Source organism: Protofrankia sp. CiP3 (genome assembly GCF_917627345.1).
GTDB lineage: Bacteria > Actinomycetota > Actinomycetes > Frankiales > Frankiaceae > Protofrankia.
The window spans coordinates 1-26,599 of the sequence record NZ_CAKJTM010000007.1 but is presented as its reverse complement, the minus strand read 5'-3'; the positions used below and the strand labels follow the sequence as shown (position 1 = coordinate 26,599).

General features: G+C 66.3%; 24 protein-coding genes and 1 pseudogene. 12 read left to right on the top strand and 13 right to left on the bottom strand.

Annotated features, from left to right (window positions below; translation table 11 throughout):
- Positions 1–100: 100 nt before the first annotated feature.
- The 9 genes and pseudogenes from MJ797_RS04210 to MJ797_RS04170 all read right to left on the bottom strand — a co-directional run.
- Positions 101–358, bottom strand: a pseudogene (locus MJ797_RS04210) (hypothetical protein); the annotation flags it as partial.
- Positions 355–3,708: an ATP-binding protein gene (locus tag MJ797_RS04205; RefSeq protein WP_374581388.1), complete on the bottom strand. Its 3,354-nt coding sequence runs from the start codon at positions 3,706–3,708 to the stop codon at positions 355–357. The pseudogene MJ797_RS04210 and the gene MJ797_RS04205, both read right to left, overlap by 4 nt.
- Positions 3,705–4,376, bottom strand: coding sequence for a DUF4194 domain-containing protein (locus MJ797_RS04200; RefSeq protein ID WP_239332008.1), 672 nt, complete (start codon positions 4,374–4,376; stop codon positions 3,705–3,707). Before MJ797_RS04200 ends, MJ797_RS04205 begins: the two co-directional genes overlap by 4 nt.
- Positions 4,369–5,904, bottom strand: coding sequence for a DUF3375 domain-containing protein (locus MJ797_RS04195; RefSeq protein ID WP_239332006.1), 1,536 nt, complete (start codon positions 5,902–5,904; stop codon positions 4,369–4,371). The genes MJ797_RS04200 and MJ797_RS04195 overlap by 8 nt, the downstream gene beginning before the upstream one ends.
- 79 nt (positions 5,905–5,983) lie before the next feature.
- Positions 5,984–6,460, bottom strand: coding sequence for a type II toxin-antitoxin system VapC family toxin (locus MJ797_RS04190; RefSeq protein WP_239332004.1), 477 nt, complete (start codon positions 6,458–6,460; stop codon positions 5,984–5,986).
- A gap of 13 nt (positions 6,461–6,473) precedes the next feature.
- Entirely contained in the window at positions 6,474–6,719 is a 246-nt protein-coding gene (locus tag MJ797_RS04185) for an Arc family DNA-binding protein (RefSeq protein WP_239332002.1), read from the bottom strand.
- 486 nt (positions 6,720–7,205) lie between these two features.
- Complete coding sequence (locus MJ797_RS04180; RefSeq protein ID WP_239332000.1) at positions 7,206–7,841, bottom strand: HD domain-containing protein; 636 nt, start codon at positions 7,839–7,841, stop codon at positions 7,206–7,208.
- A 165-nt stretch (positions 7,842–8,006) separates the two neighbouring features.
- Positions 8,007–9,326: a helix-turn-helix domain-containing protein gene (locus MJ797_RS04175; RefSeq protein ID WP_374581418.1), complete on the bottom strand. Its 1,320-nt coding sequence runs from the start codon at positions 9,324–9,326 to the stop codon at positions 8,007–8,009.
- Positions 9,327–9,328: 2 nt separating this feature from the next.
- The gene (locus MJ797_RS04170) at positions 9,329–10,138 is read right to left on the bottom strand and encodes a hypothetical protein (RefSeq protein ID WP_239331996.1); all 810 of its coding nucleotides are present in this window, start codon (positions 10,136–10,138) and stop codon (positions 9,329–9,331) included.
- Positions 10,139–10,382: 244 nt separating this feature from the next.
- Between MJ797_RS04170 and MJ797_RS04165 the strand changes: the two genes are divergently transcribed.
- Together MJ797_RS04165 and MJ797_RS04160 are read left to right on the top strand one after the other, a co-directional pair.
- Complete coding sequence (locus MJ797_RS04165) at positions 10,383–10,901, top strand: recombinase family protein (RefSeq protein ID WP_239331994.1); 519 nt, start codon at positions 10,383–10,385, stop codon at positions 10,899–10,901.
- 85 nt (positions 10,902–10,986) lie between these two features.
- Complete coding sequence (locus tag MJ797_RS04160) at positions 10,987–11,808, top strand: alpha/beta hydrolase (protein ID WP_239331992.1); 822 nt, start codon at positions 10,987–10,989, stop codon at positions 11,806–11,808.
- Between the two features lie 11 nt (positions 11,809–11,819).
- On the opposite strand, the gene MJ797_RS04155 is transcribed toward MJ797_RS04160, so the two are convergent.
- The gene (locus MJ797_RS04155; protein WP_239331990.1) at positions 11,820–13,325 is read right to left on the bottom strand and encodes a helix-turn-helix transcriptional regulator; all 1,506 of its coding nucleotides are present in this window, start codon (positions 13,323–13,325) and stop codon (positions 11,820–11,822) included.
- Between MJ797_RS04155 and MJ797_RS04150 the strand changes: the two genes are divergently transcribed.
- The 3 genes from MJ797_RS04150 to MJ797_RS04140 are packed head-to-tail and all read left to right on the top strand — an operon-like array spanning position 13,315 to position 15,793.
- The gene (locus tag MJ797_RS04150; protein ID WP_239331988.1) at positions 13,315–13,998 is read left to right on the top strand and encodes a hypothetical protein; all 684 of its coding nucleotides are present in this window, start codon (positions 13,315–13,317) and stop codon (positions 13,996–13,998) included. The genes MJ797_RS04155 and MJ797_RS04150 overlap by 11 nt on opposite strands.
- Entirely contained in the window at positions 13,995–15,137 is a 1,143-nt protein-coding gene (locus MJ797_RS04145; protein ID WP_239331986.1) for a radical SAM protein, read from the top strand. The genes MJ797_RS04150 and MJ797_RS04145 overlap by 4 nt, the downstream gene beginning before the upstream one ends.
- A 14-nt stretch (positions 15,138–15,151) precedes the next feature.
- Positions 15,152–15,793 (top strand): hypothetical protein, encoded by a 642-nt coding sequence (locus MJ797_RS04140; protein ID WP_239310684.1) that lies wholly within the window; start codon positions 15,152–15,154, stop codon positions 15,791–15,793.
- On the opposite strand, the gene MJ797_RS04135 is transcribed toward MJ797_RS04140, so the two are convergent.
- A complete protein-coding gene (locus tag MJ797_RS04135) occupies positions 15,790–16,704 on the bottom strand; it encodes a carbohydrate kinase family protein (RefSeq protein WP_239331984.1) in 915 nt (304 codons plus the stop codon). The genes MJ797_RS04140 and MJ797_RS04135 overlap by 4 nt on opposite strands.
- A gap of 26 nt (positions 16,705–16,730) precedes the next feature.
- Entirely contained in the window at positions 16,731–17,165 is a 435-nt protein-coding gene (locus MJ797_RS04130; RefSeq protein WP_239331982.1) for an NUDIX domain-containing protein, read from the bottom strand.
- Positions 17,166–17,481: 316 nt separating this feature from the next.
- Between MJ797_RS04130 and MJ797_RS04125 the strand changes: the two genes are divergently transcribed.
- Together MJ797_RS04125 and MJ797_RS04120 are read left to right on the top strand one after the other, a co-directional pair.
- Positions 17,482–17,826: a hypothetical protein gene (locus tag MJ797_RS04125; protein WP_239331980.1), complete on the top strand. Its 345-nt coding sequence runs from the start codon at positions 17,482–17,484 to the stop codon at positions 17,824–17,826.
- 995 nt (positions 17,827–18,821) lie between these two features.
- Positions 18,822–20,753 (top strand): endonuclease/exonuclease/phosphatase family protein, encoded by a 1,932-nt coding sequence (locus MJ797_RS04120; RefSeq protein ID WP_239331978.1) that lies wholly within the window; start codon positions 18,822–18,824, stop codon positions 20,751–20,753.
- Between the two features lie 175 nt (positions 20,754–20,928).
- On the opposite strand, the gene MJ797_RS04115 is transcribed toward MJ797_RS04120, so the two are convergent.
- Complete coding sequence (locus MJ797_RS04115; protein WP_239331976.1) at positions 20,929–22,581, bottom strand: effector-associated domain EAD1-containing protein; 1,653 nt, start codon at positions 22,579–22,581, stop codon at positions 20,929–20,931.
- A 407-nt stretch (positions 22,582–22,988) separates the two neighbouring features.
- Here MJ797_RS04115 and MJ797_RS04110 point away from each other — a divergent pair, with 407 nt between their 5' ends.
- From MJ797_RS04110 to MJ797_RS04090, 5 genes are all read left to right on the top strand, one after another.
- Positions 22,989–23,198 (top strand): hypothetical protein, encoded by a 210-nt coding sequence (locus tag MJ797_RS04110; protein WP_239331974.1) that lies wholly within the window; start codon positions 22,989–22,991, stop codon positions 23,196–23,198.
- A 160-nt stretch (positions 23,199–23,358) separates the two neighbouring features.
- Complete coding sequence (locus tag MJ797_RS04105; RefSeq protein ID WP_239331972.1) at positions 23,359–23,742, top strand: WXG100 family type VII secretion target; 384 nt, start codon at positions 23,359–23,361, stop codon at positions 23,740–23,742.
- A 71-nt stretch (positions 23,743–23,813) separates the two neighbouring features.
- Positions 23,814–24,107 carry a WXG100 family type VII secretion target gene (locus tag MJ797_RS04100; protein WP_239331970.1) on the top strand — a complete coding sequence of 98 codons (294 nt, stop codon included), beginning with the start codon at positions 23,814–23,816 and terminating at the stop codon, positions 24,105–24,107.
- Positions 24,108–24,250: 143 nt separating this feature from the next.
- Positions 24,251–24,622, top strand: coding sequence for a type VII secretion target (locus MJ797_RS04095; RefSeq protein WP_239331968.1), 372 nt, complete (start codon positions 24,251–24,253; stop codon positions 24,620–24,622).
- A 5-nt stretch (positions 24,623–24,627) separates the two neighbouring features.
- Positions 24,628–26,295: a WXG100 family type VII secretion target gene (locus MJ797_RS04090; protein ID WP_239331966.1), complete on the top strand. Its 1,668-nt coding sequence runs from the start codon at positions 24,628–24,630 to the stop codon at positions 26,293–26,295.
- Positions 26,296–26,599: the final 304 nt, after the last annotated feature.

Sequence of the window (26,599 nt, the reverse complement as noted above, 5' to 3'; positions counted from 1 at the left end):
CAGCACCGCCATCCGAGGCACGAAGCTCTGATCATCCGCCGGCCGCCACAGCGGCCGTGCTACCGACGTACGTGCCGTCCGGGAGGACGCCGAGTGATCGTGTCGCAGCTTTGCGAACGAGTTCCACGCCGGTGGGCAGTTGCTCGGAGAACTCGCGCCACCGCATGTGCCACTCGTGCCAGGCGGCGTACCCGAGCCGCTCGACAGCCTTGCCCGTCGACACACCGGGGCGGAGCGGAACCGAGAACACGACCTGGCCGCCGACGCCAAGGTCCGCGCACACGGCTTCCGCCCACTTCTGATCGATCTTGCTGCGGACAGCCGCCACGGCGTCCGTCGGGGTGACGAGTGCGCTCATGCGTCCGGAACACCGACCAGGGGCTTTGCCCAGGACTGGCCTTGGGAATTCTTGAGGATCAGGTACTCGGCGTCCACATGCGGCTCGATCGCGCTGTGCTTGTCGTTGGGAGCGCCGATGACGAGCTGGAAACCGAGGCCGCGCCACGCGCCGATGGCCCGACCAGTGAAGTGCGCGTCCGCCTTGATCAGCGCTTCGTCGAGGAAAACGGGGGCGTAGCGGGGACGGTCGGCGCCGGCGTCGCCCAGCTGGTACCGCAATGCGGCCCCGACGATGAACGCGACCAGCTCCTGCGACTCGCCCCCGGACTTCTCGCCGATGTGGTCGTACACGGCGACGTGCCCACCGTCGAGATTGCGTTTCTCGGCACTGATCCGAACATGGTTTCGTACATCGACAAGGTCGGCGAAGTCGGGGGCGGTGCGCCGGATGCGGTTGATCACCTTGGTCATCCGATGATAGGCGCGGTCCCGGTCGTCGTCCGTTGCCGCCTGGTCGAGGAAAGCGCGGACGTCGCGCAGCTCCTTGCGGAACCGGGCGCGCACCGTGGAATGGCTCTCCTGCGGGTCGATGCGCAGCCGGTGTCTGTCATCGGCGAACGGTAGTCCGGCGAGGATGCGGTTGACCGGGTCGATCCGGTCGCGGATCTCCCGTACTGCGGCGGCGAGCTCGCTGTCCAGGCCGGTCAGGTCATTGCCGGACAGTTTGAGCAGGCTGTCCCGCCACTCGGCCTCCAGCTCGTGCAGGCCGCTGGTCTCCAGATCGGTGAGCAGCCGCTCGAAGTCGCGGTAGGAGCCCTCCGCGTCGGTGCCGAGGTTCGGGTTCGGCCAGCGCTCGAAGAACGTCGAGAACGTGTCGTGCAGGGCTTTCTTTGACTGGCTGATCGTCTCTGTCGCGGAGTGCTGGTCGGCACGGAGCCGCTCGCTGGCTCGTTTCACCGCCGCGTCGAACTCCGCGAGCATCTCCGCCGGGGCGGTGCCGTCCAGTCCGCTGTCGAACAGGGCCTCCAGGTATGCCTGCTGCTCCTGGCTGACCTCGGCGCCTGCCGCCGCGGCCGAGTCGAGTGCCAGCTGAGCGCGGCCGACCTGGTCGGCCATCGACTGCCAGAACTCACCGAGTACTGCTGCATCCTTCTTCTGCTGGCCGGCCTGCTCGGTCAGTGTGCGAGCCCGTTCCTTCAGGCCGTCCAGCTGACGTTGCAGCTGGTCAATCCGCGGATTGCCCGCGCGGACCTCCTCGACGACACGGTTCCAACGGTCTCGCTCCGCCTGGACTGACTTGACGTCCACCTGGTCCCAGGACAACTCGATCAGGATCTGGTAAGTCGTACGCCGGGCCTCGAACGAGTTGAGGTTCTCCTCCGCCGTCGACACCCAGACGCCAGCGGCGTCAAGGCGCTTCTGGGCAGGGCCGATCCGGTTCTCGAGGTCGGCCAGCAGCCTGTCGTTGGTGAAACCGAGCACGTTGGCCCGGCCGTGACCGCCGTGGGCGCCCCGGCCGCGTTCCGATGTCTGGCCGGTGATGGTGAGCGCCTTGGTGTGCCGCGCCAGCAGCCGGGGTGTCTCGACGCAGACGAAGTCGAACCGGCGGGCGAGCTCGTTCTTCAGCCAGGCGGTGAACGGCGACGGCCGGTAGTCGAGCCGGCCGGGGAGGGTCGTCCGGTCCAGCCCGACCTCGTCGCGCAGACCGGTAGGCACGCCCTCGAACTGGACTCGCCGGGCTGTCGGCACCACGTTGATCGCTTCGCGGAACGCGTTCAGTCTGCCAATGTCGATCAACATCCGGGTGGCGAACCCGCCGAGTGCCAGGTTGAACGCCTCGCGCCACGGCTCGAACTCCGTTCGCACCTCGACCAGCTCGCCGACGAACGGCAGGTCCTCCGGGGTGAGCCCAGCAGCCTCGGCCAACACCGCGCGAACCGCGTGCAGCTCAGTCGGGATGTTGCCCCGGCGAGCCCTGACCGCTTCGTGTTCCGCTCGCAGCCCAGCCAACTCGTCTCCGGCCGCGTTCTTCTCCGCCATCGCCTCGGCGAACTGGCTCTGGGCGGTTTTCCTGGCGTCGACATCAGCCAGAGAGCGTTGCGCCGTCTCGACCAGTGCGGCGAAGTCCTCCCCGGTGGACACGGCAGCGTCGATCGTGCGGAGCGCCCGGTCCAGCCGCTCCCGTGAGCGTGTGACGTCACCCAGCCGCTGCTCCACGCCACGGATCTCCCGGAGTGCGCTGGTCAGGCGGTCACCACCGGAGGCACGAAGCGTCTCAGCCACGCCTTCGCGCTGCGCCTCGGCCGCCTCGACCGAGGCGATGGTCTCCGCCAGCTCCTCCCCAGCTCGGCGGTGCCGCTCGGCCAGGTCCTCCTCGGCCGCGCGCAGCAGGTCGAGCCGGCGGTTATGACGCCACAACGCGGCCGGGGACGACGCACCGGTGAACGATCCGACCTCGTCGAGCAGGCGCAGCCGGTCCACCGCCTCGTCGATGGCGCGCCGGTGTCCGCGGATCGGTCCCAACGCCTTCACCTGCTGCCGGGCGATGATCATCCTGTCCCGGGTGCCGGACAACTCGTCGAACTGCTGTACCACCGCGTCCGCGGTGGCCAGCGTGGACGGCTCCTCGAGGACCATCGTCTTGTAGAGAGCGTCGACGGTGGTGATCTGCTGACCGGCCTGGATCCGGCCCAGCAGCGCGACCGCCTTGTGCCCGTCGCCCGCGGCGCCGATACCGAGCGTGGTGTGGAGACGCGCGGTGAAGTCCCGGTCAGTGTCGAAGCAGTTCAGGCCGGTTGCCGTGACGTCAGCGCGGGCGAGCTTCCTGCCTGCCGGTCCTTCCAGCGCCCGCAGCTCGTATCCATGATCACAGGTGGCGCGCACCGCGATGACGTCGTCGAGGCCGCGGGCGGACGACGGGACATACCAGGCCCGGAGCGCGGTGAACCTGACGCCGGTGTGGTCGGCCCACGTCATCGCTATGGCCGACCAGGTGTCGCGGCCGTCCCCGCGCAGCACCCGCACCTTCGTCTCGCCTGTCTCGCAGTCGGTCCGAGACTCGTCGAGCTTGCCGCGCGCGTAGGACAGGATGTTGCGCTGGTCCTTTCCCCGCGGCCTGCCGACCACCCCTCCGTTGGAGGCCCCGTTGAAGGGAGTCGTGTGCGGCATGAGCAAGGCGATGTAGGAGTCCATCAGCGTCGACTTGCCCGACCCGGAGCCTCCGCTGAGCAGAGTCGCGCCGGGCGCGAGTCGTAGGTGGTGGTACCCGTCGTAGCCGCCCCAGTTGACCAGTTGCAGGTCCCGCGCCACCCACTGCTGCCCCCGCGACGCCGCCGGGATCAATCCGAACAGCGTTTCGAGCATGTTCACGCCGTGGCCTCGTTCCGTCCGCGCAGCCATTGCTCCAGTTCGGCGAGCTTCGCGGTACTCAGCACGACTTCCACCATGGGGGTGATCCGGTACCGGCCCGCGGACTCCTCCGTGAGCAGACCTTCGGTGACCAGCCGCTGCACCGCGCCGCGGACCTCCTGTTGGTTGCGGGCCAGGTTGTGATCGTTCGGATTGAAGTAGGTCAGCACGGTCTGCTCGAGCTCCTCGATGTCCACCCGCGCGGACGCCTCGCCCGTGCCGCGTTCGCGTTGGAAGACAGTCCGCAGATGCACCAGCACCAACGTCTCGGCCCGGTTGTAGGGGTCGTCCTTGAGCAGGATCGGCACGTCCAGTTCCGCCGAGCGCACCTGCTGCTTGTAGGCGACGCCCCGGTCGTGGTCGACCACGAGCCGCACGAACAGGTCGTGCAGTCGCGACTCGAGGATCTGCTGGTTCTCCAGCAGCGTGCGCCACTGCGCCGGGTTCCTCTCGGCCAGCACGAACTTGCGCCGCAACAGCTGCACCAGTACCCGCCGCACGTCCGCATCCAGGGTGCCCGCGTCGCCAGCGAACAACTCGGCTGGATCGTCCTCCATCGAGACCGGGTCGATGAACCCGGCCGCGGTGCCTGCCGACCAGCCGTCGTCAGCGCGGTCCGGTTCAGTCATCGTCACCGCTCTTATCGCCGCTCCCGCCGCTCCCACCAGCGCTCCCGTCAGCGCGCGCCGGGTTCGCCGCCACCACGCCACCGAGGGCGAACCGTCGCCGGGTCCGGTCGGGGCGGACCGCGTCGACCACCGCGACCTGGTCCGTCTCAGTCATCCCGCCGTCGTGGGCGATCTCCAGCAAGCCGAGCAGGTCGACCGGCCGCTGGATACCCTCGACCGCCGCGCGGAACGCCGCCGCGACATCCACGCTCTCCGCGTCGCCCGCGAACGCCGCCAAGTGCGCGCGCAGCTCGGCGTACCGGGGCCCACCCCATGCCCGGGTGTCCGCGGCCGGTATGTCCTCGGACGCATCCCATTCCCGCAACGGCGTGGGCGGCTGTGGTGGCCGCGGATCGCTCATGCGCTGCCGCAGGTGCCCGACGTCGGCCACTGGCAGGCGGCGGAGCGGCTCGACGGGCTCGCCGCGGCGTGAGCCGGGAACCCAGGTGTGGAAACCGGACATCACCTCCCTCAGCAAGTCGTCCACCTGGCGGTCTCGCATCGGATCGTGGTTGCGGACCTGCATGGTGATCACATGGGATGCCTGCCTTTGCGCGGTCAGCACCTCCTTGACGCCTTGCTCGATCCGGCGCGAGATCTCGGTAAGCTCCCGCCGCTGCCGCTCGGGCAGCAGCTCGGTGAACGGGTGCCGCAGCACCGTGCGCAGCTGGTTCCACAGGTCATTGATCTGCGTCGAGTCGCCGATCAGACGCAACGCTCCCGCGAACGCACGGCCTTCCGGCGTCGCGTCCAGGATCCGCTGGCCGCGGGCCAGGTACTCGCGGAGCACCTCACCAGTCGGCCGCACGTCGTGCCGCAACTCAGCGACGACGTCGTGTTGGATGATCTTAATTGACTCCGCCACGCGGGCGAAGTCCGCGGGCAGCTCCCGCGCCAGGTGCAGCACGTTCTCGGCCGCCTCAAGCAGCTGCTCGTCCTCGACGGTCTCGACGGCGCCGTCCTCTTCGAGCCGAACGAGCTCCTCCTGACGCTGCTGGATCTCCTCCTGGAGGCGCGTGATCCGGGCCATGACGTCCGGATCGGCATCCTGCGCAAGCCGCTCGATCGCCTCCAACAGTGTCCTGACCCGGGACTCCGACACCCTCGTCCGCACCCCTCCGACCCGTCCGGCTACCTCGAGCGCACCAACGCCGTACGCGGACAGCCGATACACCTCGATGTCATCATCGGACACCTGCCGCACCAACCATCCCGCCTGTACCCACTGCCTGCACAGCTCCCGCGCGTTCCCAGCGGGCAGCGGCTGGTTGTCCTCATCGCCGTAGCCCGCGGCCCGCAACTGGTCAAGGGCGTCGTTGATCTCCGCGTGCGAGTCCGCCACCGCCACCATCGGCCGCTCCGCGGTGAAGACCATGGCCAACACCGTCACCACGAACGGCGCATGCGTTTGATGGAGCAGGGTGAGCATCGGATTCTGGAACGCCCGGAGCGCCCCCTGGTATGCACCTTCTACACCTTGTGTGCCCATCGCCACATAGCGTACGACACACGTACGACATGGTTTGGACTGATCCCGCTTGCGCTTGCGTGGGCCCTGTCGGAGCCTCTTACTCAGCCAGGCGTTTGTCACGTCGGGCGGTGGCCTGCTCGGCGGGCAACGCGTCGGCGCTCCAAGGGTCGACCAGCTCCAGACCCAGACCGGTGAAGTCGTTGGTGTTGCGGGTGGCCAGCACGGCGTCGTGGGACCGACAGATGGCCGCGATCTGGGCATCGAAGCCGCTGATCGGAGCCCCGGCTCTTTCCCGCTCGACCACCACATCGGCGTAGTGGCGGCCCGCCGCGGCATCGAAGGACAGGACTTTATCTCGGAATACCGTAAAGATGTCGTCGGCCGCCGCCAGCAGCAGCTCGCGGCGACGACCGATCGGCAGTCGGACGATGCCGTAACGCACCTCAGCCAGGCTTACCGAGGTCGTGTTCAAGGCGGTAGCCGGCTGGTTGGTCACCCAGGCCGCGACGCGGGCGGCTGGTGCCGTGCGCATGAGCTCAGAGATGACGTTGGTATCGAGAACGATCAGTGTCAAGGGTGGTACCCGGTCACGTGAACAGGTCCGCCGCGCGCGGTGCCTGTGTACGCGCTGGCAGTTGGAGATCGACGCCACCAAGCGCGCCGAACCGGGTGAGCAGAGCCTGAGCGAGACCAGTGGCGTCCTCGGGCTCGCTGACCGCCGCGGTGAGGATCGCGCGGATCTCGGCTTCCATCGAACGGCCGTGGTGCGCCGCCCGTACGCGCAGCCGCTCCCGCACGCCGTCGTCGAGATCCCGAATGCTGACAGCCGCCATCTGGATCACCTCCTGATAGCAATGCTAGCGCAAATGGGCACAGGCGACACCGCCGGCACGCACGGCCACTTTCCGAAGTCATGCAACGATTTTCTGTCACCACCACGCCGCAACCCACCCAGAGCAGGAAGGAATGGAGCGATCCCGGTTCCGCGGTCGCCGACAAGGGCCACGGTCGTCATCTGACAAGACCCGCCTGATTCCTCCGGCTCGACACATGCTGATAATCGTTGAGATCGTTCGGGAGGGAGCGGAGGGCTGATGACCGGGAATGCGCTTTAGAGCGCCCGGCAATAGGGGCGTGGATCAAGGAGCGGGGCTGGGGTGCGTGCATCGCGAGGCGGCGGAGGGAGTCACCCTGGTGTTGGGTGGCGACCGACGACAACGCGGTGAGGTGCGTGCCCCAGCCCCGCGACGCCGCGTCCCTATTGCCGGGCGCTCTTAGAGCGCCCGGGTCCCGCGGGGACTTGATGGGGCCCCACACGTTCACATGGCGGGCTGCGCGGTCAGGTAGGCATAGTGGCGCCGCCATACGGCGAACAGATCGTGGAAGAAGGGGAATCCGTCCGCGAGAGGAATGATCGATTCGACAGTCTCGGCGTAGTACGTGCGCTGTTTGGCCGGGCGGGGATGGGTGTGCAGGCGCTGGGTGGTGCTGTACCGGTCGGCGAGTTTGACGGCGATCGCGTCGGGAGGCGCGACGGCCAGCCGGTCGAGATAGGCCTGGCGTGCCTGCTGTGCGGTCTGCCCGGTCGCGGGTTCTGGTTTGGTCAGGTGCTCCACCAGTTCGGCGACGGCCGGTCCGAACTGTTCGGTGACCTCGCTCAGCGAACATGGGGTGTCCTCGACGACGTCGTGCAGCAGCGCGGCGGCGAGGGGCACGGCTCGGCGTTCGCCGGTGCCGACAAGCAGCACCTCCAGCGCTTCGAGCAGATGCGTGGGGTAGGGCTCGCCGGCCGGTCGGCGTTGGTCGCCATGCCAGGACTCGGCGAACCGGTAGGCCCGTCGCAGTACCGAGGCGTCGTCCGGGCCGAGGGTGCTGGACACGGTGGGTTCGGCGTCGGCCCAGGTCTTCCAGGACGCGAAGATCCGAATTCCGCCAGCTGGTTGATCGTGAGTCATCGGCGCTCTCCCAGGACGAGACGAAGGGCCCGCGCGTCCGGCCCTGGTGCGTGATCGGGACTGTGTGGGCGCCCCAGGCCCGCGAACCGGTGGTCACCGTGATATGGCGGCCGGCTTTGGCTGATTCCCCTGCCATGCCGGCATTGACCCACTAATGTCGATGCGTCACCATTGGCGTTCGTCCTCGTCGGTATTTCCGTTGCCGATGGTAACGTCATCTTTGGCGTTGGCCACAGCGTGCTGAGGGTTGTTTTGCCGGACTGGCGCGACTTCTGATTCATCAGATCTCTCCGGCCGTCCTGTTTGGTGGCGCTCCAAGAGCGACACCACCCGGCCGTCGCCCCGTTGACCACTTTCGCCGTGCAAATGAACGGTTTCAGAGCGCGCGCTGTCGGGCGTACGAGCTGTGACGGTGCGGAACAGGTCGACCGGTACGCGACATTGCTCGATCAACTGCGTCTCGTCGATACCTTCCTGCGCCAGCAGCTCGATGGCCTTGGGCAGTAGTGATGGCTGTTCGATGGCGCTCATCAGACCGGGTTCGTCGCGCCGCCAGCCGCGAGCCGAGATTGTCGTCATGGCGTTGCGGTAGGACACGTCACTGAGCCGCCCGAGCCAGCGGGCCCGGTACAGCAGGGCCTGAATGCTGACGCCCCACTGCTCCTTGAGGCGAGCGAGGGTCCGCCAGACCTTCCCGTCCATGACAGCCGGGAGTAGATCACGAAGCTGCTCGGCAGGCATCAGTAATTCGGCGGCGAAGCGGTGGGCCTGGTCCTCTACGATCCGGCCGCCCGGTTCGGCGTCGCTGTGCATGACCAGATGCCCCAGCTCGTGCGCCACATCGAACCGCTGCCGGTAATAATCGCGCTTAATCGGGTTCAGGACCACGACGGGACGCAGGCGGCTGTCGAACGAGTACGCGTCCACGGACGAGGTGCGGAGCGGACTGAAGACTACGAGCACGCCGTGGTTTTCTAGCAGTCGGACCAGGTGTCCGGCAGGCCCGGCGGCCATCCCCCATTGCTCCCGGATAAGCTGCGCGGCGCGTTCCGGGCCGTCGTCGTCACGATCATCGACTACAACTGGGAGGGTCGGCACCGAGGCTTCCGGGAACTCGACATGCTTTTCCAAGCTGGTCGCGATGTCCACGGCAACCTGTCCGAAGGCGAATGCCTGGTCGCGGGCGAGCTGAGTGGTGGAACGCAGCGACCGGAAGTGCGGCGTCGTACTGAGCGCGGCGACGTCGTCCGGCCGGACCGAGAAGAAGCCCGGCTCGACCGAGAGACTCAGCGCCAACTGCGCGACTGTGGCGGCGGCGGGCCGCTTGGCCCCGGACTCCCAGGCTGCCACCGCCGTCGGACTCTTCCCGACCGCGGCGGCAAGATCGCTTTTGCGGAGGCCTGCGAGCTGACGGGCCAGCGTAAGACGACCACCGTCGAAGAAGGCGGTCGCCTCGGCCACCCGATCGGCTGCTGGCGGACGCATGCTCACTGTTCACCACTGGCGCGATCACGACGAAGCTCTTCGGCCGGACGGCGCAGGCGCACCTCGGCGTCCGCCACGGTACTCGGCCCGGCCGGAAGCGGGCTGTCGTCGTCGATGTGGTAGCCGCCCTTAATCGGCGGAACGCTGAGGAGATTCTCGTACCAGTGCCAGGCGTTCCCGCCACCAGCGTTGAGGCGGGGACGACCGTAGACCAGCTCCGGGGCTCCAGTTACGGGGTCAAGACTGTGCGCGACTACGAACGTCGGAAGATCGAGCTCCTTGTTCGCGCCCAAGACCTCAAGGCCGCCGGCCTCCTCGTCATCGAGGCCGTCGAACAGCGTGGGCGCGGGCTCCGGGTTGCGTTGACGAGCAACCGACCGCTTCGTCGGGCTACGCCGTGGCCACGGCAGCCGGTCGATCTCACCGTGCTTGTATGAGGCGAGCAGAAACCGCCGGCCGGCATGTGTCCAACCGGGACTGCCGTTGAGGTCCGCCCGGCGCACCAACCCCGAGCCAAGCCGGGGCATGGTCCGGATGTCCTCCTTGGGGAGTTCCTCGAACAGCCGGTCGAGAGCGACATCAGCATCGTCCTCGCCAGAGCCAGTGATCGAGTAATGCTCGCAGGTGAACACGCGGTCCAGCCGGTTCCGGAAGAGGGTGAACCGGGTGTTTCCCAGCCAGGCCGCGTCATGGCCGGCACCCTCGGAGTAGTCCTCCAGGGATCGCGTAACCGCTGACCGGTACGCCCAGCGCACCCCGTTGAGGACCCCGGCCGCCTCAAGCTCCTCGATGACATCCTGCTGCTCACTCACGCGAGCAACTTACACCATGGCCAGCAAATGCTGTCGCAGGCTCAACCGCCAGGGTGCAATGGGCGCGCTGGACTACACCCTGCGCCAAGTCCAACACATGGCATCGCGCTGCGTGTAGAGCCCATACGCCACACACATGGCGCCCGCCCATCTGGCCTTCCACCCTTACCGCAGACGTCCCGGGCCGGGTCGAGCCGACTCCTCGGCCCGGGGCGTCAGCCACCCAGCGGAATGGAGGGGACGGATGCCCACGACCGTGTATGGCTACATCCGTATGGAGGGCGACGACGGGAGCGAGGAAGACCATCTCCATGCTCTACTGTCCGCCCACGCGGCGGAGAGCATGACCATGGCCGACGTGTTCGTCGACCGCAGTACACCGCCAACACGGATCGTGCGGCCCGGCCTCACGGAACTGCTGGCACAGCTCCGGCGCACCGAGGGACGCGCCGTGCTGGTCGCCGACCTCAACCACCTTTCGACCTCGGCCCCAGTCCGCCACACCATCGAGGTGGAGATCAGCACCCGATGGGCCTACTACCGGCCTCCGACCGGCGGCAAGGTGACCTGGTGCAGCCTCCCACTACCGGCAAAGACCGACGTTGCGGCCGGGAACGCCGAGCCGTTGCCCTCGCGCCAGAGACCGGCCAGAGCCGCCGAACCGATCGAAGTCTTCGATGACCTTGCAACTCTACAGCGCGTCGCCGATGCGCTGCGGGCACTGGACTGGGACCTGCCGCCCGGCGAGGGCGTTGGGCGATAGGCATCTCGCTGGCGGCTCTGGCCTTCGCGCGCCGTTCGCCAGAGGATGGCCGGGTATCAGTGGCTGCCGTGTCCAGAGGAGCGCCATGCCCGCGCACGAGACCGCGACTTCACTCCGCACACTGGACGGCTTGCACCTGGCCGCCACGCTGACCACGCCGGATGCGGCTGCCAGCCGAGCCGTGGTCCTCGTCCACGGCGGCGGCGTCACCCGCGAGGAGGGCGGCTTCTTCACCCGGCTGGCCGCCGGGCTGGCGGAGGCGGGCGCCGCGTCGCTGCGGTTCGATCTCCGCGGGCATGGGGAGAGCGAAGGCCCCATGGAGGAGACGACGCTGACGGGCCACCTAAACGACATCGGGGTGGCTCTGGCCAGGGTGCGGGAGGAAACCGGTGCGTCCGTCCTGCATCTGCTGGGCACGAGCTTCGGCGGCGGCCTCGCGGCCTACTACGCGGCGAAGCGCCCGGAAGAGCTGTCGCGGCTGGTGCTACTGAATCCGCAGCTCGACTACAAGAACCGCTACGTCGACCAGAAGCCCTACTGGCACAATAATGTCCTGGACGACGAGGCCGCGGCGCGGCTAACAGCCGAGGGCTTCATCCGCCACTCGCCCACCGTCCGGCACGGGCGGGCAATGCTAAGCGAAGTGTTCTGGATTAGGCCGGTGGAGGTGCTTGGCGAAACCACCGCGCCAACCCTCATCGTCCACGGCACGAAGGACACGTTCGTATCCATAGAAGCCACCCGCGCGGCCGTACCCCGCTTCCAAGCAGAGCACAAATTGGTGGAAATCGAGGGCGCGCAGCATGGATTCGCCGTGCATGACGACCCGACGTATGCCGATCCGCAGAGCCAGCAATGGCAGGCGTTCGTGATTCGGACGGTGGCGGAGTGGCTAACCAAGGACTGATCTTCCGGTAGTTATGCGCCCATCGCTGCCCGCAACTCTCGCGGACCGCTGCGGGCCTGCCACGGGGCGAGGATCGCCACAACCCGGGCCACTTCTCTGGTGGTGCGCTGCGAGTTGGTGCTCGCCGCCAAACGGAGGGCGTCCAGTCCTTCCTGGGCGGCCTCATCCGGTTCACCACCCAGAGCGCAGGCCACCGCCCGGCGTGCCCGGTAGTAGCCCTCATCCCGCCGGGCCAGCACGCCGCTGGCTAACACATCGCCGTACAGCGCGGCGGCCTCGCGGGGTTTGCCGGCCTCGATGTAGCAACTGGCCGACCGCAGCAGCCAGGTACGTTCGTCGTACTGCGCGCCGAGCGGCGAGGCATCCCCGTCATCGGCGGCGGCCAACAGCGTCTGGGCGTCGCTGAGCTTCCGCTCGACGACGGCGATTGGCTCGCCGGTCATCGCCAGCCCGCGGGCCTCCTGTTGGATGACCTCAGCGCGGACGCGGGGCGGGAGCTGCCACGGACCGTGATGAGCAGCTTGCGCGAGGGTCAGTACCCGCACGGCATCCCGCTCCGTGTAGGCCATCTGCGACTTCCGGAGCAGGATGTAGCCCTGCATCGGCAGGTCGCAAGCCTCCTGTGCCCATTCCGTCCCCCGGTCGTACCAGTAAGTGGCCGAGTCGGGGTCGTGCAGGTCTCGGTACAGCCAGCCGGCGAACTCGGCACCATCGGCACCGATGGCGAGCAGCGCGCGCCGGACGTCCGGTTGGACGTCGCGGGCGTGTTGCTGGACGGCGCCGAGGATGCCGAGCACCATCGGCAGGACGCGCAACGGCCCCGCGTGGCCGTCGTCGGCCTTGCAGCGTCCAAACTGGCGGGCGAAGAAGCCAACCACCGAGTGGTCCAGGTAACGGTGAGCATCTTCCAGCGCGGCGGCCAGGTGCCGCATCTCGTCCAGGCCGGCGAACGGTAGGACACGCGCGGTCTGCCGTTCGGCCGATGCAGCGGGGCCTACCGCCAGACCCGGCGTGGCCCCGGCCCGAACAGCCAATGTGCCGATCATGCCGTCGAGGCCAGCGGCCTTCGCTGCCTCAGCATCGACCGGAATCATGACCTCCCGGCCGCCGAGCACAACCGGCATGAGAATCGGCGGCTCGGTTTCGATGGGCGTCCGGGTACGCGGCGCGCCGGGCAGGTCGAACCACAGCAGCTCGCCCGGAATGCCGAGGATCTGGCTGTAGCGGATCAGCTTGGTCAGTTCCTCTGGCGCCCGGCCGTTCTCGATGCGGCTGAGCTGGGCCTGGGTGAGCCCGAGCCAGGTGCCGACCAGCTCCTGCGACAGCGTGTGGCTGTGGTACGGGTGGTTCCGGTAGGCAAAGATCACCCGGCCCATGTGCCAGGTGGCCAGGGCGTCGCGCATCTGGTCGAGCGCCCAGAACTCTGGCGGCACCGCCGGCGGACGGGCTTGCGCGTCGACGGCGGCGCTCTGGCACGGACTACACAGCGGCCGGGGGTTGCCCGTAATGACCCTCACGGTTGCCGTACCCGTGGTCGGTCCGCCGGCTGCCGGCAAGACGACCCTGACCGCGCGGCTCGGTCAGGCGCCCGGGTGCGCCGTCTTCCGACTCCGGGAGCACGTGCCGGAGACCATCCTGGCGGCCACGGCCACCAGCGCCGAACGACTCGGCTGGATCGACGACTTCAACGTCGTGACCGCGCTGCGCGGCTACCTCGACACCACGGTGAAGGGCGACCAGACGAGCACCGTGTTCTTCGACAACTTCCCCGGCACCGGCACACAGGTCCGGCTGTTCCTCGCCGCATTGGAGCAGCACGCGCCCGGCTGCACCGTGCATGCCGTCGAGCTTGCCAGCGAGGTGACCACCCTTTACCGCCGGGCCTTCCAGCGGCGGGTGTGCCACCGCTGCGAACGCGACCCCATCCACGACCCCCGACTACCCGCCGAGCCGAGCGCCGAGGACGCCCAGCGGTGCGCCCGCTGCGGCGGCATCCTGCACCCCCGCCGGGGCGACGCACCGCGGCTGCTGCGTGCCCGGTTGCAGCGCTACCGGCAGACCGCCGACGGCATCCGCCAAGCGTTCGCAGAGGCCGGCGTCGCCGTGACCCGGCTCAACAGCGGCACGTCCCCCGAGCAGACCGCCCAGGCCGTCACCGCACTCCTGACCTCGAGGATTCGCCAGCTATGACCACTGTGCCTCTTGCCCCGCCGCGTCTGCGGACTGATGACGACTACGGCCATGCTCGGATGCCCCGGCGGGCCGGCGCCCCACAGCCGGACCGCATTGACCGGGTTGCGTACGGCCGGTTCCGGAACGTCTACCTCTATATAACGGAGGCCTGCCAGCTCCGGTGCGAGCACTGCTACATGGGCGAGCGGCTGGACCGGGCACTCAAGATGGGTCTGCCCGAAATCGCCGCGACGCTGGCCACCTGGCGGCGGATGGGCGGTAGCAAGCTGACCGTCCTCGGCGGCGAGCCGACGCTGCACCCCAACTACGTCGAGGCCATCCGGCTCGGCCGAGCCCTGGGCTACGAGGACATCATCACGACGACCAACGCCCAGCTGCCGGCGGCGCGCAAGTTCCGGCAGCTGGAGCCGGAGGACTTCGCCTACGTCCAAGTCAGCCTCGACGGCGGCAGCGCTGGCTCCCACGACCGGGTGCGCGGCGCCGGCACGTTCGACACCGCGCTGGAGACGACGGCCGAGCTGACCGCCTGCGGCTTCGACACCCGGATCATCTGCACCGTCAACCAGGCCAACCGGGGCGACGCGCTCAAGCTGCTGGACCTCGCCGATGAGCTCGGCGTGTCCCTGGTGAAGTTCCACGTCTTCTCGACCATCGGCGTCGGGCACGGCAACGCCGACATGGCGATGAGCCCTCGGGAGTGGGTGACGTTTTGCGACGTGCTCAACGAGACCGCGCCCGGCTACCAGACGCGGGTCTGGTACCAGCCGACCTACGCCCGCCGCGACCAGATGGCCCGCTACGCCGCCGAGGGCTACCAGGGCTGCATCGGGCGGACGCTGGACAGAATCTCGATCTTTCCCGACGGCAGATGCTACGTCTGCTCCTACCTGTTCGACACCGATCTGTACTTCGCCCGGATGCAGGACGGCCAGGTGGTGCTCAACCGCAGTGACAACGAGTTCGACCTGTTCACCCGTCCGCTGGTCACGAGCGCCTGCGGCGGCTGCAAGGTCGCGTCCTGCCAGGGCGGCTGCCCGGCAGAACAGATCGTTATGGGCGGCTCGTCGTGTGCTATCGAGCCCGACATCGTGCCGGTTTGCCGGCTGTGGAAGTCCAGCGCCAAGCCCGAAGACTAGGAAGGAAGATCCAGATGGATCACATCATCGAGCCGCTGCACGCGCTGGACTGGAACGACATCGACGCCGTGGAGCACGCCACCCGGAAGGCACTCACGCAGCTCGCCGACGACCCGGACGTCGTACGGGGCGCCCTGCTCAGCCTGCCGGCACGGCCGGAACTGCTGGCACTCGCCGAGCACTACGACATCCTGGACAAGATCGTGCTGTATCAGGACGCCGCCGGCATCCGGGTGCGGCTGCATGTCTTCCTGCCCGGCTACTTCGACCGGCCGCACAACCACCGCTGGTCGTATGCCAGCCTGATCCTGCGCGGCGAGTACCGGCATTACCTGTTCGGCGACGTCGACGTAGACACCGAGCCCGAGCCGGGCAGCCTGGCCGCGCTGCAGGTCCGGCAGGAGCAGGCTGGCTACGCCTACGCCCTGCACCACTCGATGGTGCATGCCGTGGTGGCCGAGCCGTACACGGTGTCGCTGGTCATCCGCGGCCCGGCAGTGAAGGATCGCTTCCTGGTCATGGACCGCACAACCGGCGAGCGCTGGTGGCAGTTCGGGGCCGTCCAGGAGTCGGCCGCCGAAGCCGCCCGCAAGCGAATGACACGCGGGCGGCTCGACGAGCTGACCGGAATGCTCCGGGACTGGGACCTCTTCTAACTGGCGACCACGGCCGGATGATGTCCGCGCGACTCGACAACGGCCGTCAACTCGGCAAGCGTCGGCAACGCTTCATCGTGAGCCCGCTCGCAGCGCAGGGCGCCGCTGGCAGCGGCCACCTCCAAGGCGTTCCGCATTGGCCAGCCCCGAACCAGCCCATACAGCAGGCCGGCAGAGAACGCGGCACCGGCGCAGTGGGTGTGCCGCACCTGCACCTTGAATGCCGGAACCCGCAGCCGCCGCTCATCTTCGACCGCCACGGCACCGGACGCCCCGGCCGTGACCACCACCCGCCGGGCGCCCGTCGCGTGCAGCAGGGACGCCGCCATCGCCGGGGCGGCCTCGTGCTCGACGTCATCAACGTTGGTTTGGATCAGGATGTCCGGACAACCGCGGATTGCGGCGGTCACCGCCGACGAGAGCGCCGAGCCGCCCAGGTTGAGCAGCATCGGCACACCAGCCGTCCGCGCGGCATGCACCGCGCGGACGGCTGCGGTCTCGATGAGCTGGTAACAGTCGATGTAGGCGAACGAGGCCCTGGCCAGCGACGATAGATCCGCGGTGGCCAGGGCCTCGGCCACCCCGGGCAGGTACGGGAACCAGGTGCGAGTGCCCTGCTCGTCAGCCACGATCACAATCTGCGGCGTGGCCATGCCGGGTACCACCTCGGCCGTTGCCGCCACCCGACGCCGGTGGAGCCACGCCCGTACCTGGTCGCCTTGGGCGTCGTCACCGAAGTTGTTGCTGATCACGAGGGCCGGGACGTCGAGGGCGGCCAAGACAGCCGCGACCATCGGGCCGTCAGCCGCAATCGAGGCCTCGGCCCGCTGGACCTCGGCCCCATGGTTGGCAGGCGGAAAACGCTCGACGTTCCACAGGGACGCGGCGGCCAGGTAGCTGAAGCAGACCACCGGGCCAGAGTGGCACCCGGACACTGCTACCAGCCGTAGACCGAGAAGGGCTGGCCGGCGGCGATGTGCTCCAGGGCTGTACGGCAGTAGGCGATCATGTGGGCGGGCAGCTCGTCGAGCGGGAACCAGCGGAGTTCGCTGCACTTGTCGGGTTCGTGATTCTCCGGCTCGCCCTCCCAGCCGTGCACCGTGAAGAAGAAGGCGGCGCGGCCACCGCTGGACGAGTTGTGCATGACGTGTGCGAACTCGACGGCTTCGGGTTGAATCGTGACGCCGATTTCTTCCTTGGCCTCGCGAATCAGGGCAGCGACTACCGACTCCCCGGCTTCGAGGTGGCCGGAGGGCAGGTGATAAGCACCGTCCTCGTAGCCAGTGTTCTGGCGGCAGCCGAAGAGAACGTCATTGCCTTTCAGCAAGACGAGGTGAACGTCGGTGGTGAGCTGGTGGCGGGGTGAGGTCATGACGATTATCTCCATGGGTCCGAGGGGCGAGAGTGGTTTCTCGCGAGACCGGTATGCATTCATTGTAGTGCGATACGGCCCGATTCCGAACCGCAACCGCCACAGCCGACAGAGCAGATTCAGGTGTGCGGTACGGATATCACTGCCAGCCACGTGTCAAGCAGACGGTCGGGTTGACCATGCCTGCCCACTACTCAACACGCCGACCTGCCGGTGGCAACGCTATCGAATAATGCAGAACGCTCATGCTTGCCACCAAGATCGCGACATGCATAAATAGAGCTAGCATTTTGGCGACCGCCAAATTTGGATTAGTATGCCGAACGACGGCCGGTATGGGGACTACCCTAACTGGATCATCCAGGTCACGTTCGTAGACCGCAACGGCGTCACCGGTTCGGCTGTACTTGGCAGTACACCCTACAACAGCGCAGAGCCGCTCCTGGGAGTGGAAATCTACGAGATTAACGGGAAGGGTGTTGAACTGCCGGGCATACAGGCAGCGGGCATTCCGGCCCAGTACCTGAGCGATATCCACCCGGAGGATTTGCGGAGGCATGTTGCGGTGGTAGAGGACGGGTTTGAGATCTTCTCTGATTCGCAGGACACGCCTCTGCGGCAGTCGGCTAGCCCTTTGCCGGCGGCTGGGAGTACTCCGTAAAAGCGACCGACGACAAGATTCCTGCCGTCGCAGCGCGCAATATCACTGATGGTTCGCGCAGACCTGAGCCACGTCTATAAACTGGCTCACATACTACCTAGCAAATCCATTCACATCATAAACAAGACTCGACACGATAAACACACAACTAAAGCGACCGCCAATGGAGTGCAACACGCCCGCTCAGAATGGCTTTCGCTCAAGCTCCACGACAATCCGGTCCCAGAGTGACTCAAACAGCTCCTCGCGGGTTAGCTCACGCTCCATGCTTCCGCAACTGAAGGTCATCTTGTCGTAAACATTCACCTGGTTTAGAGATCTTGCTGTAGATGACGAGTCGTGGGCATGCTTGCGGGCCACGCCGGGTGGGTCCATAGCCGGGCATTCCGATCAACCCGGTGGCATGTTTCCCCCAAAAACGATCTGTATTAAACAGCGGTTGCTCAACTGATCAACTGAAGGTGCGTCATGTGCCTGCCGGATTCGGCAACAAGATTATCAGCGTCCATCCCGCGGCGAAGTAACGTTGGATGTCGCGGGCCGTGGGCTGGCCCCATCATCCGAGCGGGCCGGGCATCGGCAACAAGACCCTTGGTGAGCCCGTCGGCGGCATAGCGCTGACCAGCGCGAATACCCTTTCGACGGGCATCGAGTCGTGTAACGACTACCAGTCGCCATGATTTCTTCATGTATATACGTGACAGTTTTCCGACAGGCTTCCGAGATACCCGGCAGCGGCGATTTTTCTATAGTCGCTACGTCGAGCTTCGCAGCCTTCGATGCCCCGTGGCGGACCAGGGCCCGGTACGGGGGAAGGCCATCGACGGCTGGACAACCGCACGATCGGACGATCGCTACGCGCTCCTCCACGGCGCCGATGAGAGGAGCGTCCACTCGAACGCAGGAGGTTCCCACGTGTTTCGAGACGCCGGCCAGCCGGTACGAGCAGTGCCGCCGGCAGGTGCCGCCGCGATTATTGACCGGAAGGACCCTTCATGCCATTAATCGACGCGATCACCGCCGTGACGCGACGACGTACCGCCGCACCACGGCGGTTGCCCGAGCCGAGGTACAACAATCCGAGGAGGCGGGACCGTCGACGGCGCTGGATCGCCGCCGTGGTCGCCTTCCTGGCCGGGCCGGTGGTCCTGGCCACGACATTGACGCTGAGCACCTCGGCGGCGCAGGCCGTGAACAACGACGGCACGTCGTCGTTCGCCACGTACAACATGCACGGCTCCGACAACGGATTGACCTGGCGGTCGGAGATCCAGCGGCTGACCGCGTACAACGCGGTGGTGGCGCTGCAGGAGGTCGGCAGCGGGCCGCCGATGCCGGCGAGCATGAACCGGAGCAACTTCCGGCAGATCCGGCTCAATCCGTCCCGCCCCAGCCCCTTCCCCGGTTCGGTCACGCAGGTGACCTGGCCAGCTGGCCCGAGCGGCAGCAACCGTTACGTGTACTTCCTGCAGACGGACCCCCGCCGGGTCGGTGACACGGGCCTGGACACGTGGGACGGCGGCCAGATGAACGTGGCGATGGTCACCGATTCCCAGGCCGATGAGGTCCGCGTGCTCGAGAACCCGGCCTACGACCCGAACCCGAACGCCCCGAACAACCGTTACCGGGCGCGCCCGCTGCTCGGTCTGCGGTTCGGGAACACCTGGTACTGGAACACGCACGCCCGCGGCGAGGACGTGCCCGGGCTGCTCAACCAGGTTCGGAACTTCGCGGCCACCGACGGCCGCAACTGGGTCCTGGTCGGCGACTTCAACCTGAACATCCTCAACCGTTCCGACGACGAGGCCCGCAACCAGTCGCTGCATCTGCGCGCTGACGAGACCCTGGTCCGCACGGGCCAGCCGACGTTCATCAACGGCAACAATCCGAGTGAGCTGGACTACGCGATAACGCACGGCCTGCCAGCGTTCACCGCGACCATTCCGAGGGGCGCTGGATCCGACCACGTGCCCGTGGACTTTGCCCGGACACCGCCGCCGGCCCAGCCGCCAGCCCCGGCCCGCGTCTACGGCACCGTGCTGGCCACACCGAGCGGCCGTCTGCTGCAGGAGAACCCGGACCGTTCGATCGCGATCGGGGACGCCCGCTACGACAACAACCAGACCTACCGGATGTACACCACCGACTCGCTCACCCACTACCTGCGCAACGTCGGTACCGGAGACTGCGTCGCGGTCGCGCCGGACGCCCGCCGGGACGTGTCTTCCCGGGTCATCGCCGACACGTGCGATGACCCGCGCTCGCAGTGGACGATCAGCCATCTTGAGGACGACCCGGTGCCGAACGACGACAACGGCGGACCACAACGCTGGCAGAGCGTGGCCTTCCCCGGGCTCTGCCTGACCCCGGCCGGCGACTCGGTGACCGCGGCGCCGTGCACCCAGGACGCTGCCCAGCGGTGGTGGGACAGCCCTTCCTCCCTCCCTACAAACTGGCAGACGACTGACGCGAACGTGCGACTCGAATCCGCGTTCAATGGCCGGCTGCGGCGGATCGGCAAGGTCGCCAACACCGAGGTCTATACCGCATCCAAGCCGCCCGCCAGCTGGTGGATCTATTGGTGGTTGTGGGAGAAGCAAGATTTCGGCTGGAACATCCAGCGGATTAGCCTGGACGACAACCTGGTCCGAATCAAGAGCCTGGACGGTGACCTTTGGTGCCTGGGCAGCCGGGACGAGCACGCCACCAAGACAACGGCTGCCGTGCTCCAGGTGTGCGACGCCCCCCGCGGCGTCGACGGGGCTGGCCAGCGTTGGCTGGCCGAGAGCTACCCAGACGGGACCATCCGCTTCCGTAACGAGGCGAACCACCTGTGTCTGCTGTCTCCCGACGGCCAGAGTGGTTACGCCTCGCTTTACGAGTGCCAGGACATCCCGGCCGAACGCTGGAGCGTGGTGAAGCCCTGAATCGCCGGGCCGCCTGGACCGGCGCGTACGACGGTCCAGGCGGCCCAGTCTCCGGGCGGGTTGACCCGCGGTGACGGACCGGTTAGGTGTGGTGAGCCGCACTCATGATCGACCGGGGCCATATTGACAGACCAGGCAGGCTGAACGACAAGCGCGGTCGTCGCAAAAGCGATAGTCAGTCGGCACGGCGCCACAACCAAGCATCCATTCGGTCGCCAGCGTAGACCAGGACAGCACCGTTCGCGCTGATATGCAGCTCGCGTACATGCGACCCGTCCGCCGCGGTGCCCGGCGGTTCAGTCAGGGATTTGGTTTCGACGTTGCCGCTGGTCACATCCCACTGCAGTAGCACTGTGTTGTCGTAGGCGCCGGACACCAGCGTCCGGCCGTCCGGAGTGAAGTCGAGACACAGCACCCCGCCGCCATGACCGTTCAGGTCCGAGGCGAAATGCACGCCGGTCTGGTCGACATGCCACAGCACAATCGGACCGCCGTTGTCCTGGCCGGTCGCGAGCATCGTCCCGTTCGGGTTGAAGGCGGCCGTGAAGACCGATCCCGGTGCATACGCGGGTTCTCCCACCGGCTGTAGGCGGTTGATATCCCAGAGGACTATTTTTCCCTGCGAATCCGGTGTGCCCGGCCTGGCTGGTTCGGCGACAGTGACGAACCAGCGTCCGGTCGGATCCACCTCCGTACTCCAGAGTTCGCCGTCCGCTTGTACCATCCCAGCCTCACCCGTGGCGATATTCCAGACCCGGGCGGTGTGATCCTGGCTCGCGCTGACCAGAGTGGCACCATCCGGCGAGAACGACAGCGAGCGGATGTTATCGCTGTGCCCTGTCAGTCGCCTCGGCGGCGCATGTCCCGTGAGATCCCACAGGACGACGGCCCGGTCCATTCCACCGCTGGCAAGAATGGTTCCGTCCGGGCTGAACGCGAGAGCGTCGACACGACCGGAATGAACCCCGGCCAGGGTCGTTGTGCTTTTTCCGGAGAATGCGTCATAGAGAATAATTTTTCCGTTCTCGCCACCGGTCGCGGCCACCGTTCCAGCACCGTTGACGGCCACGCTGGTCACATTGCTGGTCTGCCCCTTCAGCAGCATCGGCCGGGCCGTGTCGAATCCGCCGAACGGCACAGCTGGCGGTGCCGCGGTTACCCTGCGGTCCGGACCCGTCCGAACGTCGTCCCCACCGGAGGCGAGTACAAGGATAACTGTCGCCGCAATGGTTATTGTTATGGCGATCAGGCCGCTTGCCAGTCCGATCGTTCGTGCCCGAGCATGGCAGACCCAAGTACGCTCTGGTTGAGCCTTTTCCGTTGGTGTGGGCAGCATGGCTGGAGCGGCCGTGGCATTCGATCCGTCCGGCTCAGGCGGCTTGTCCGGGCCGGTCGTGGCCAGGGCACGTGACTCAACAACAGATGTCGGCACGGGTGTGCCAGGCCCCCGTACCGTGTCTGTGCCCGCGGATTCGCCAGGGCTGTCATGGGCGTTGTCATCACACGGCACCGGCGGCACCCGGGAAGGATCAATCACAGGCAGGTCGGCAAATCGCTGAAACACCGGGTTGCCCGGAAACCTCCCGAGCGCGGCCCGCGCGATCCGGCGGTAGGGGTCGACGGCGATTCCGTTCTCGAACGAGCGGAACGTCTCCGCCCACCACAGCGTCGCGTCGAGTCCGGCCCAGGCGAGATGCCGGTCGGCCGGGATGCCGATCTCCAGAAGAAGGTGGCGCGCGGCGGTCTGGTCGGAGAAGGCCGCGGCGAGCGCGGAGCGCAGTCTGCGAACATCGTCGTCCCCATGTGCCGCCCCGTCCAGCAAGGCCACCCCGGCTCCTCACTCCGATGTCTGTAGATCGCGGAAGAAGGATACGACCGCATCCGCCCACTGACGGGCCGGGAGGACAGCGAGGCGTGGCCTACACGAGGACCACCGACTGGTGTTCGTCTCGACGGCGGTGCCGGTTGAGGGAAGGCGGCGCCCGCGGCACGGCAGATCATCGAATATCCGTCGATGACGCTCCGGGTGACTGCTTCGCGGGTCAGTATCCCGCTGGCTCAACTCGCCGACCTGTACATCCGTCACTGCGGCGCGTTCGCCTGCACCGCGGGTGACGGCGTGTTGGTGATCAGAATGTTGGTCAGGTCGGGGATCTGCTCGAGAGCCGTGGAGAACAAGAGGATTTAGTTGATCTTTTCGTTGACGTCGATCTGTGTCAGGAACACGTCGCGATCGTGGTCGAGAACGTCGAGGAGATGCGCGGGATGGGCGCCGTGGCGCGCATCGCCTTACCACCTACCGCGGGTACCCCACCGTACCCGGCGGTGCTGTGTCGGCCGATGCGCGGCGGCGTCGACAGCGTCCAGGCGGGTCTGAATCCAGGCTTCGATCGTGGTTTCTCAGGCTGCGCGGTCCATATGTTGATCATTACCTTGAGTGATTAACGCAGGTCGAGCTGTTGCTCGCCCCGGCCACAACCAGGTCTAGCGTGCCGATATAGCCCCGGGGCGAACACCACACAAAACGCGGATGAACCCATGGGCGTGGTCGGGCCGTGACTGGAGCTGACGGCCCAACCCGACACGGAGCAGGTGGTGAGACCCAGTGGCGAACAACCAGATCGTTGATTTCGAAGCGATGGCGAGGGCGAAGGTGGCCTTCGAGACGGCATTCACGGAGTCGAACGACGCCTACCAGAAGATAAGTACGACGATTGGGGGTCTGCCGAACGTCTGGACCGGCCAGGCGGCTACTCCTTACAGCGGTGCCATGCATACCTGGCTGACGAATTTCGGCAAGGTAGTGACAGCGCTCGGGCACATGAAGGACACGCTCGAGAAAGGTACGAAGGAGTACCAGGCCAACGAGGACGCGAACCAGCAGATGGTCACCAGGATCAGTACCGACCTGGCGGGCCTGCCGGGTGATCAATCTTTTCCGGGCACGCCGGTGACACCGGTGACCCCGGGTATTCCCCCTAAGCACTAGGGCCTGTCGACATCCCTGTGCCGGTCGGGGACCCGGTGTGGGTGGAACAGCGGAACAAAGGAGAACACGCGATGCGCTACTCGATTGATTTTGTTGGTGGCGGAACGATCGTTGATGACATGCGGAACATCACTGGCGCGATCGAACGGCTGGTGGCCGATCTCAACGGTTCCCTGAAGACCAGCCTGGACGTGGATAACTGGACCGCTGAGGCGCAGCAGGTCTGGCAGAAGTCCCAGACGGGCTGGAACAACGGGGCGCAGAACATGCGGACCCAGCTTGATGGCGCCTGCACCGGTTTCGGTAACATTATGATGAATTATCAGACCACTGATAACCGTGTCCGGAATATGTGGGCGCAGTAGGCCGGACGTCCGTGCCCGCTACCGGTCAGGCCGGCGTTGATGCTGACCTCGACCTGACCGGGCGTATCTGGCTGGGGTGACGCCGATGCCCGCGCGGCGGGGTATCGGCGTGTCCTGGCTGGTCCGAGGAACCGGAAGGAACAATGGCAGACAAGAAGCACAAGATCGTGGTGACGCCGGAGGTCCTGCGTCAGCTGGCGAAGGACGTGAAGAATCTTACCCCGGCTCTCACGCCGGCGAAGGACCAGCTGAACAAGGTGGCGGTCAAGGCTGGTAGGTTCCCGGACGGGACAGCCATGGAGAACACCGTCGCTATCGGGGCTGATGCCCGGGCGAAGGCCTACGTCACCGCGTTGAATGGGTTGGACACGGCGTTGACCACGCTGGCCGAGCGGCTGACCACGATCGCGGACAACTATGCCAACGTCGATGACATCAATAAGATCACTGCTACGGATATCAATGACATGGTGAGTGTGGTCACTCCGAAAATCGGCCCGGCTGTGGGTGGCTGACGGCGATGGGTGACTACGATCCGAACGCCGATGGTGATCCCGGTAATAACGCGAACTACAATACCTGGACCTGGAAGCAGATCAAGAACGCGATCGTTGGTGCTTACGGCACGAACGCGGCGAAGAACCCGGACCTGTTGTACTCGGTGAGCAACCCACAGAGCCTGACCGACGCTGGGAGCGCGTTCGAGACCACGAGGCTTGCGTTGCAGCCTATTCGGGACCTGTTGCAGAAGCAGACGGTGAGTCTGGTTGATGGGCAGGACGCGCCGTGGACCGGGGAGGGCGCGACGTCCTTCCAGACGATGATGCACAAGTTCATCGGTACGTTGGATGGGGATCTGGCGCCGTTGGGTGGGATACCGAAGTACAACGAGGTGCTGACGAACTCGGGCATGTCGCTTACCACCGCGATCAATAATATCAACCAGATCGACGCGGATATCGCGAACCAGATCATCAAGGAGTGGACGGATAAGTACAACGCGGCCGTTGCCATATTCAACGGTACTACCCGGACCGGGGGAGGCCGGGCGCCGCGGGATCCGATCCTGAACGAGAAACCGCCGTGGGAGGTTGTGAACGGCCATACCATCGTGACCGTCTCGAAGTTTCCGGAGAAGGTCAAGGAGATGGAACGGCGGATGCGGATTGAGATCAACAGTCTTGCTGGTGATTACAAGGGCCAGATTAATCAGCTGCCGAAGCCGGCTGCCGGGAACTATCCCACGAGTACCCCACCGCCAAAGGTCGACCCACCGCCAAAGGTCGACCCACCGCCGAAGAAGGACCCACCACCCAAGCAGGACCCACCACCCAAGCAGGACCCACCACCCAAGCAGGACCCACCACCCAAGCAGGACCCACCGCCGCTCAATAATCCGCCGAATGCTGACAACCCACAGTTCAACCCGGCGAACCCTACGCTGCCGGCTGGTAACAATCTTTTGGCGCCACCGGCGGGTGGCATCCCGAATGCCGTGAATCCCCCGGGTCGGCCGGGTGGCGATCCACTTAACCCACTTAATCCGTCCGGTTTGCTCAATGCTCCTGGTTCACCTGGTTTGTTCAATCCACTTAATCCACTCGCTGCGCCCGGTTTACTTAATCCGTCTGGTTTGCCTGGTTCTCCTAATCCGCTTACGAACAAGATTGGTAATCCGACCCAGCTCCAGTTCGCTAATGATAATGGGTTGAAGAACCCGGGTCTGGACAAGATTAGTCCGCCGGCGTTCGATGCTGGGTTGACTAACGCGGGCGGGGGGGCTGGTGGGCGTGGTTCCGTTCCGGGGTTTCTTGCTCCCGGTTTGTTGTCCCCCGGTCTCGGGTCGGGGGTGGGGGGTATCGGTGGTGGGCCGCTGTCTCCGCTCCGTCTTGATCCTAATATGCAGGCTATCAGTGGCGGTGGGTCGGCCAGAGGTGGTATCGCGGGTGAACCTGGTGGTGCCCGGGGTGGGGCGCTGGGTGCGGCCGCTGCGGCGGAGGAGGCTGCCGTCGCTGGTCGGGGTGCTCCTTATGGGGGTATGCCGATGGCGCCGATGGGTGGTATGGGGGGTATGGGTGCTGGTGGGCAGGGGAACGAGCGGGAGCGGACTACCTGGCTACAGGAGGATGAGGAGGTGTGGGGCGCTGATCCGGATGTGCATACCGCGGTTTTGGGTCGTCCAGGCTGACGGGTGTGTGGGGAGCTGGGGGTGAGCCCTTTGCCGAGGTGGCGTTTCACTGTTCGGTACGTCGTTGTCGGGTTAGTTGTCAGTAGTTTTTTTGGATGTGTTTTTAGCGTTTTCTGTGTGTGAAAAATGTGTGGTGTGGCTGCCGTCCGGGTGTGGACCGGGTGGTGGCCATGCCCATGTAGTGATCGTGTATTCCGGAGGTGAGTGAGATGGATGGTCCTGGCCCGGTCCGGTCTTCGGAGGCGTTGGCGGATGCCTTGGCGTCGGTGGAGAACAGGCTTGCCGCGCATGCCGAATGGAGGGA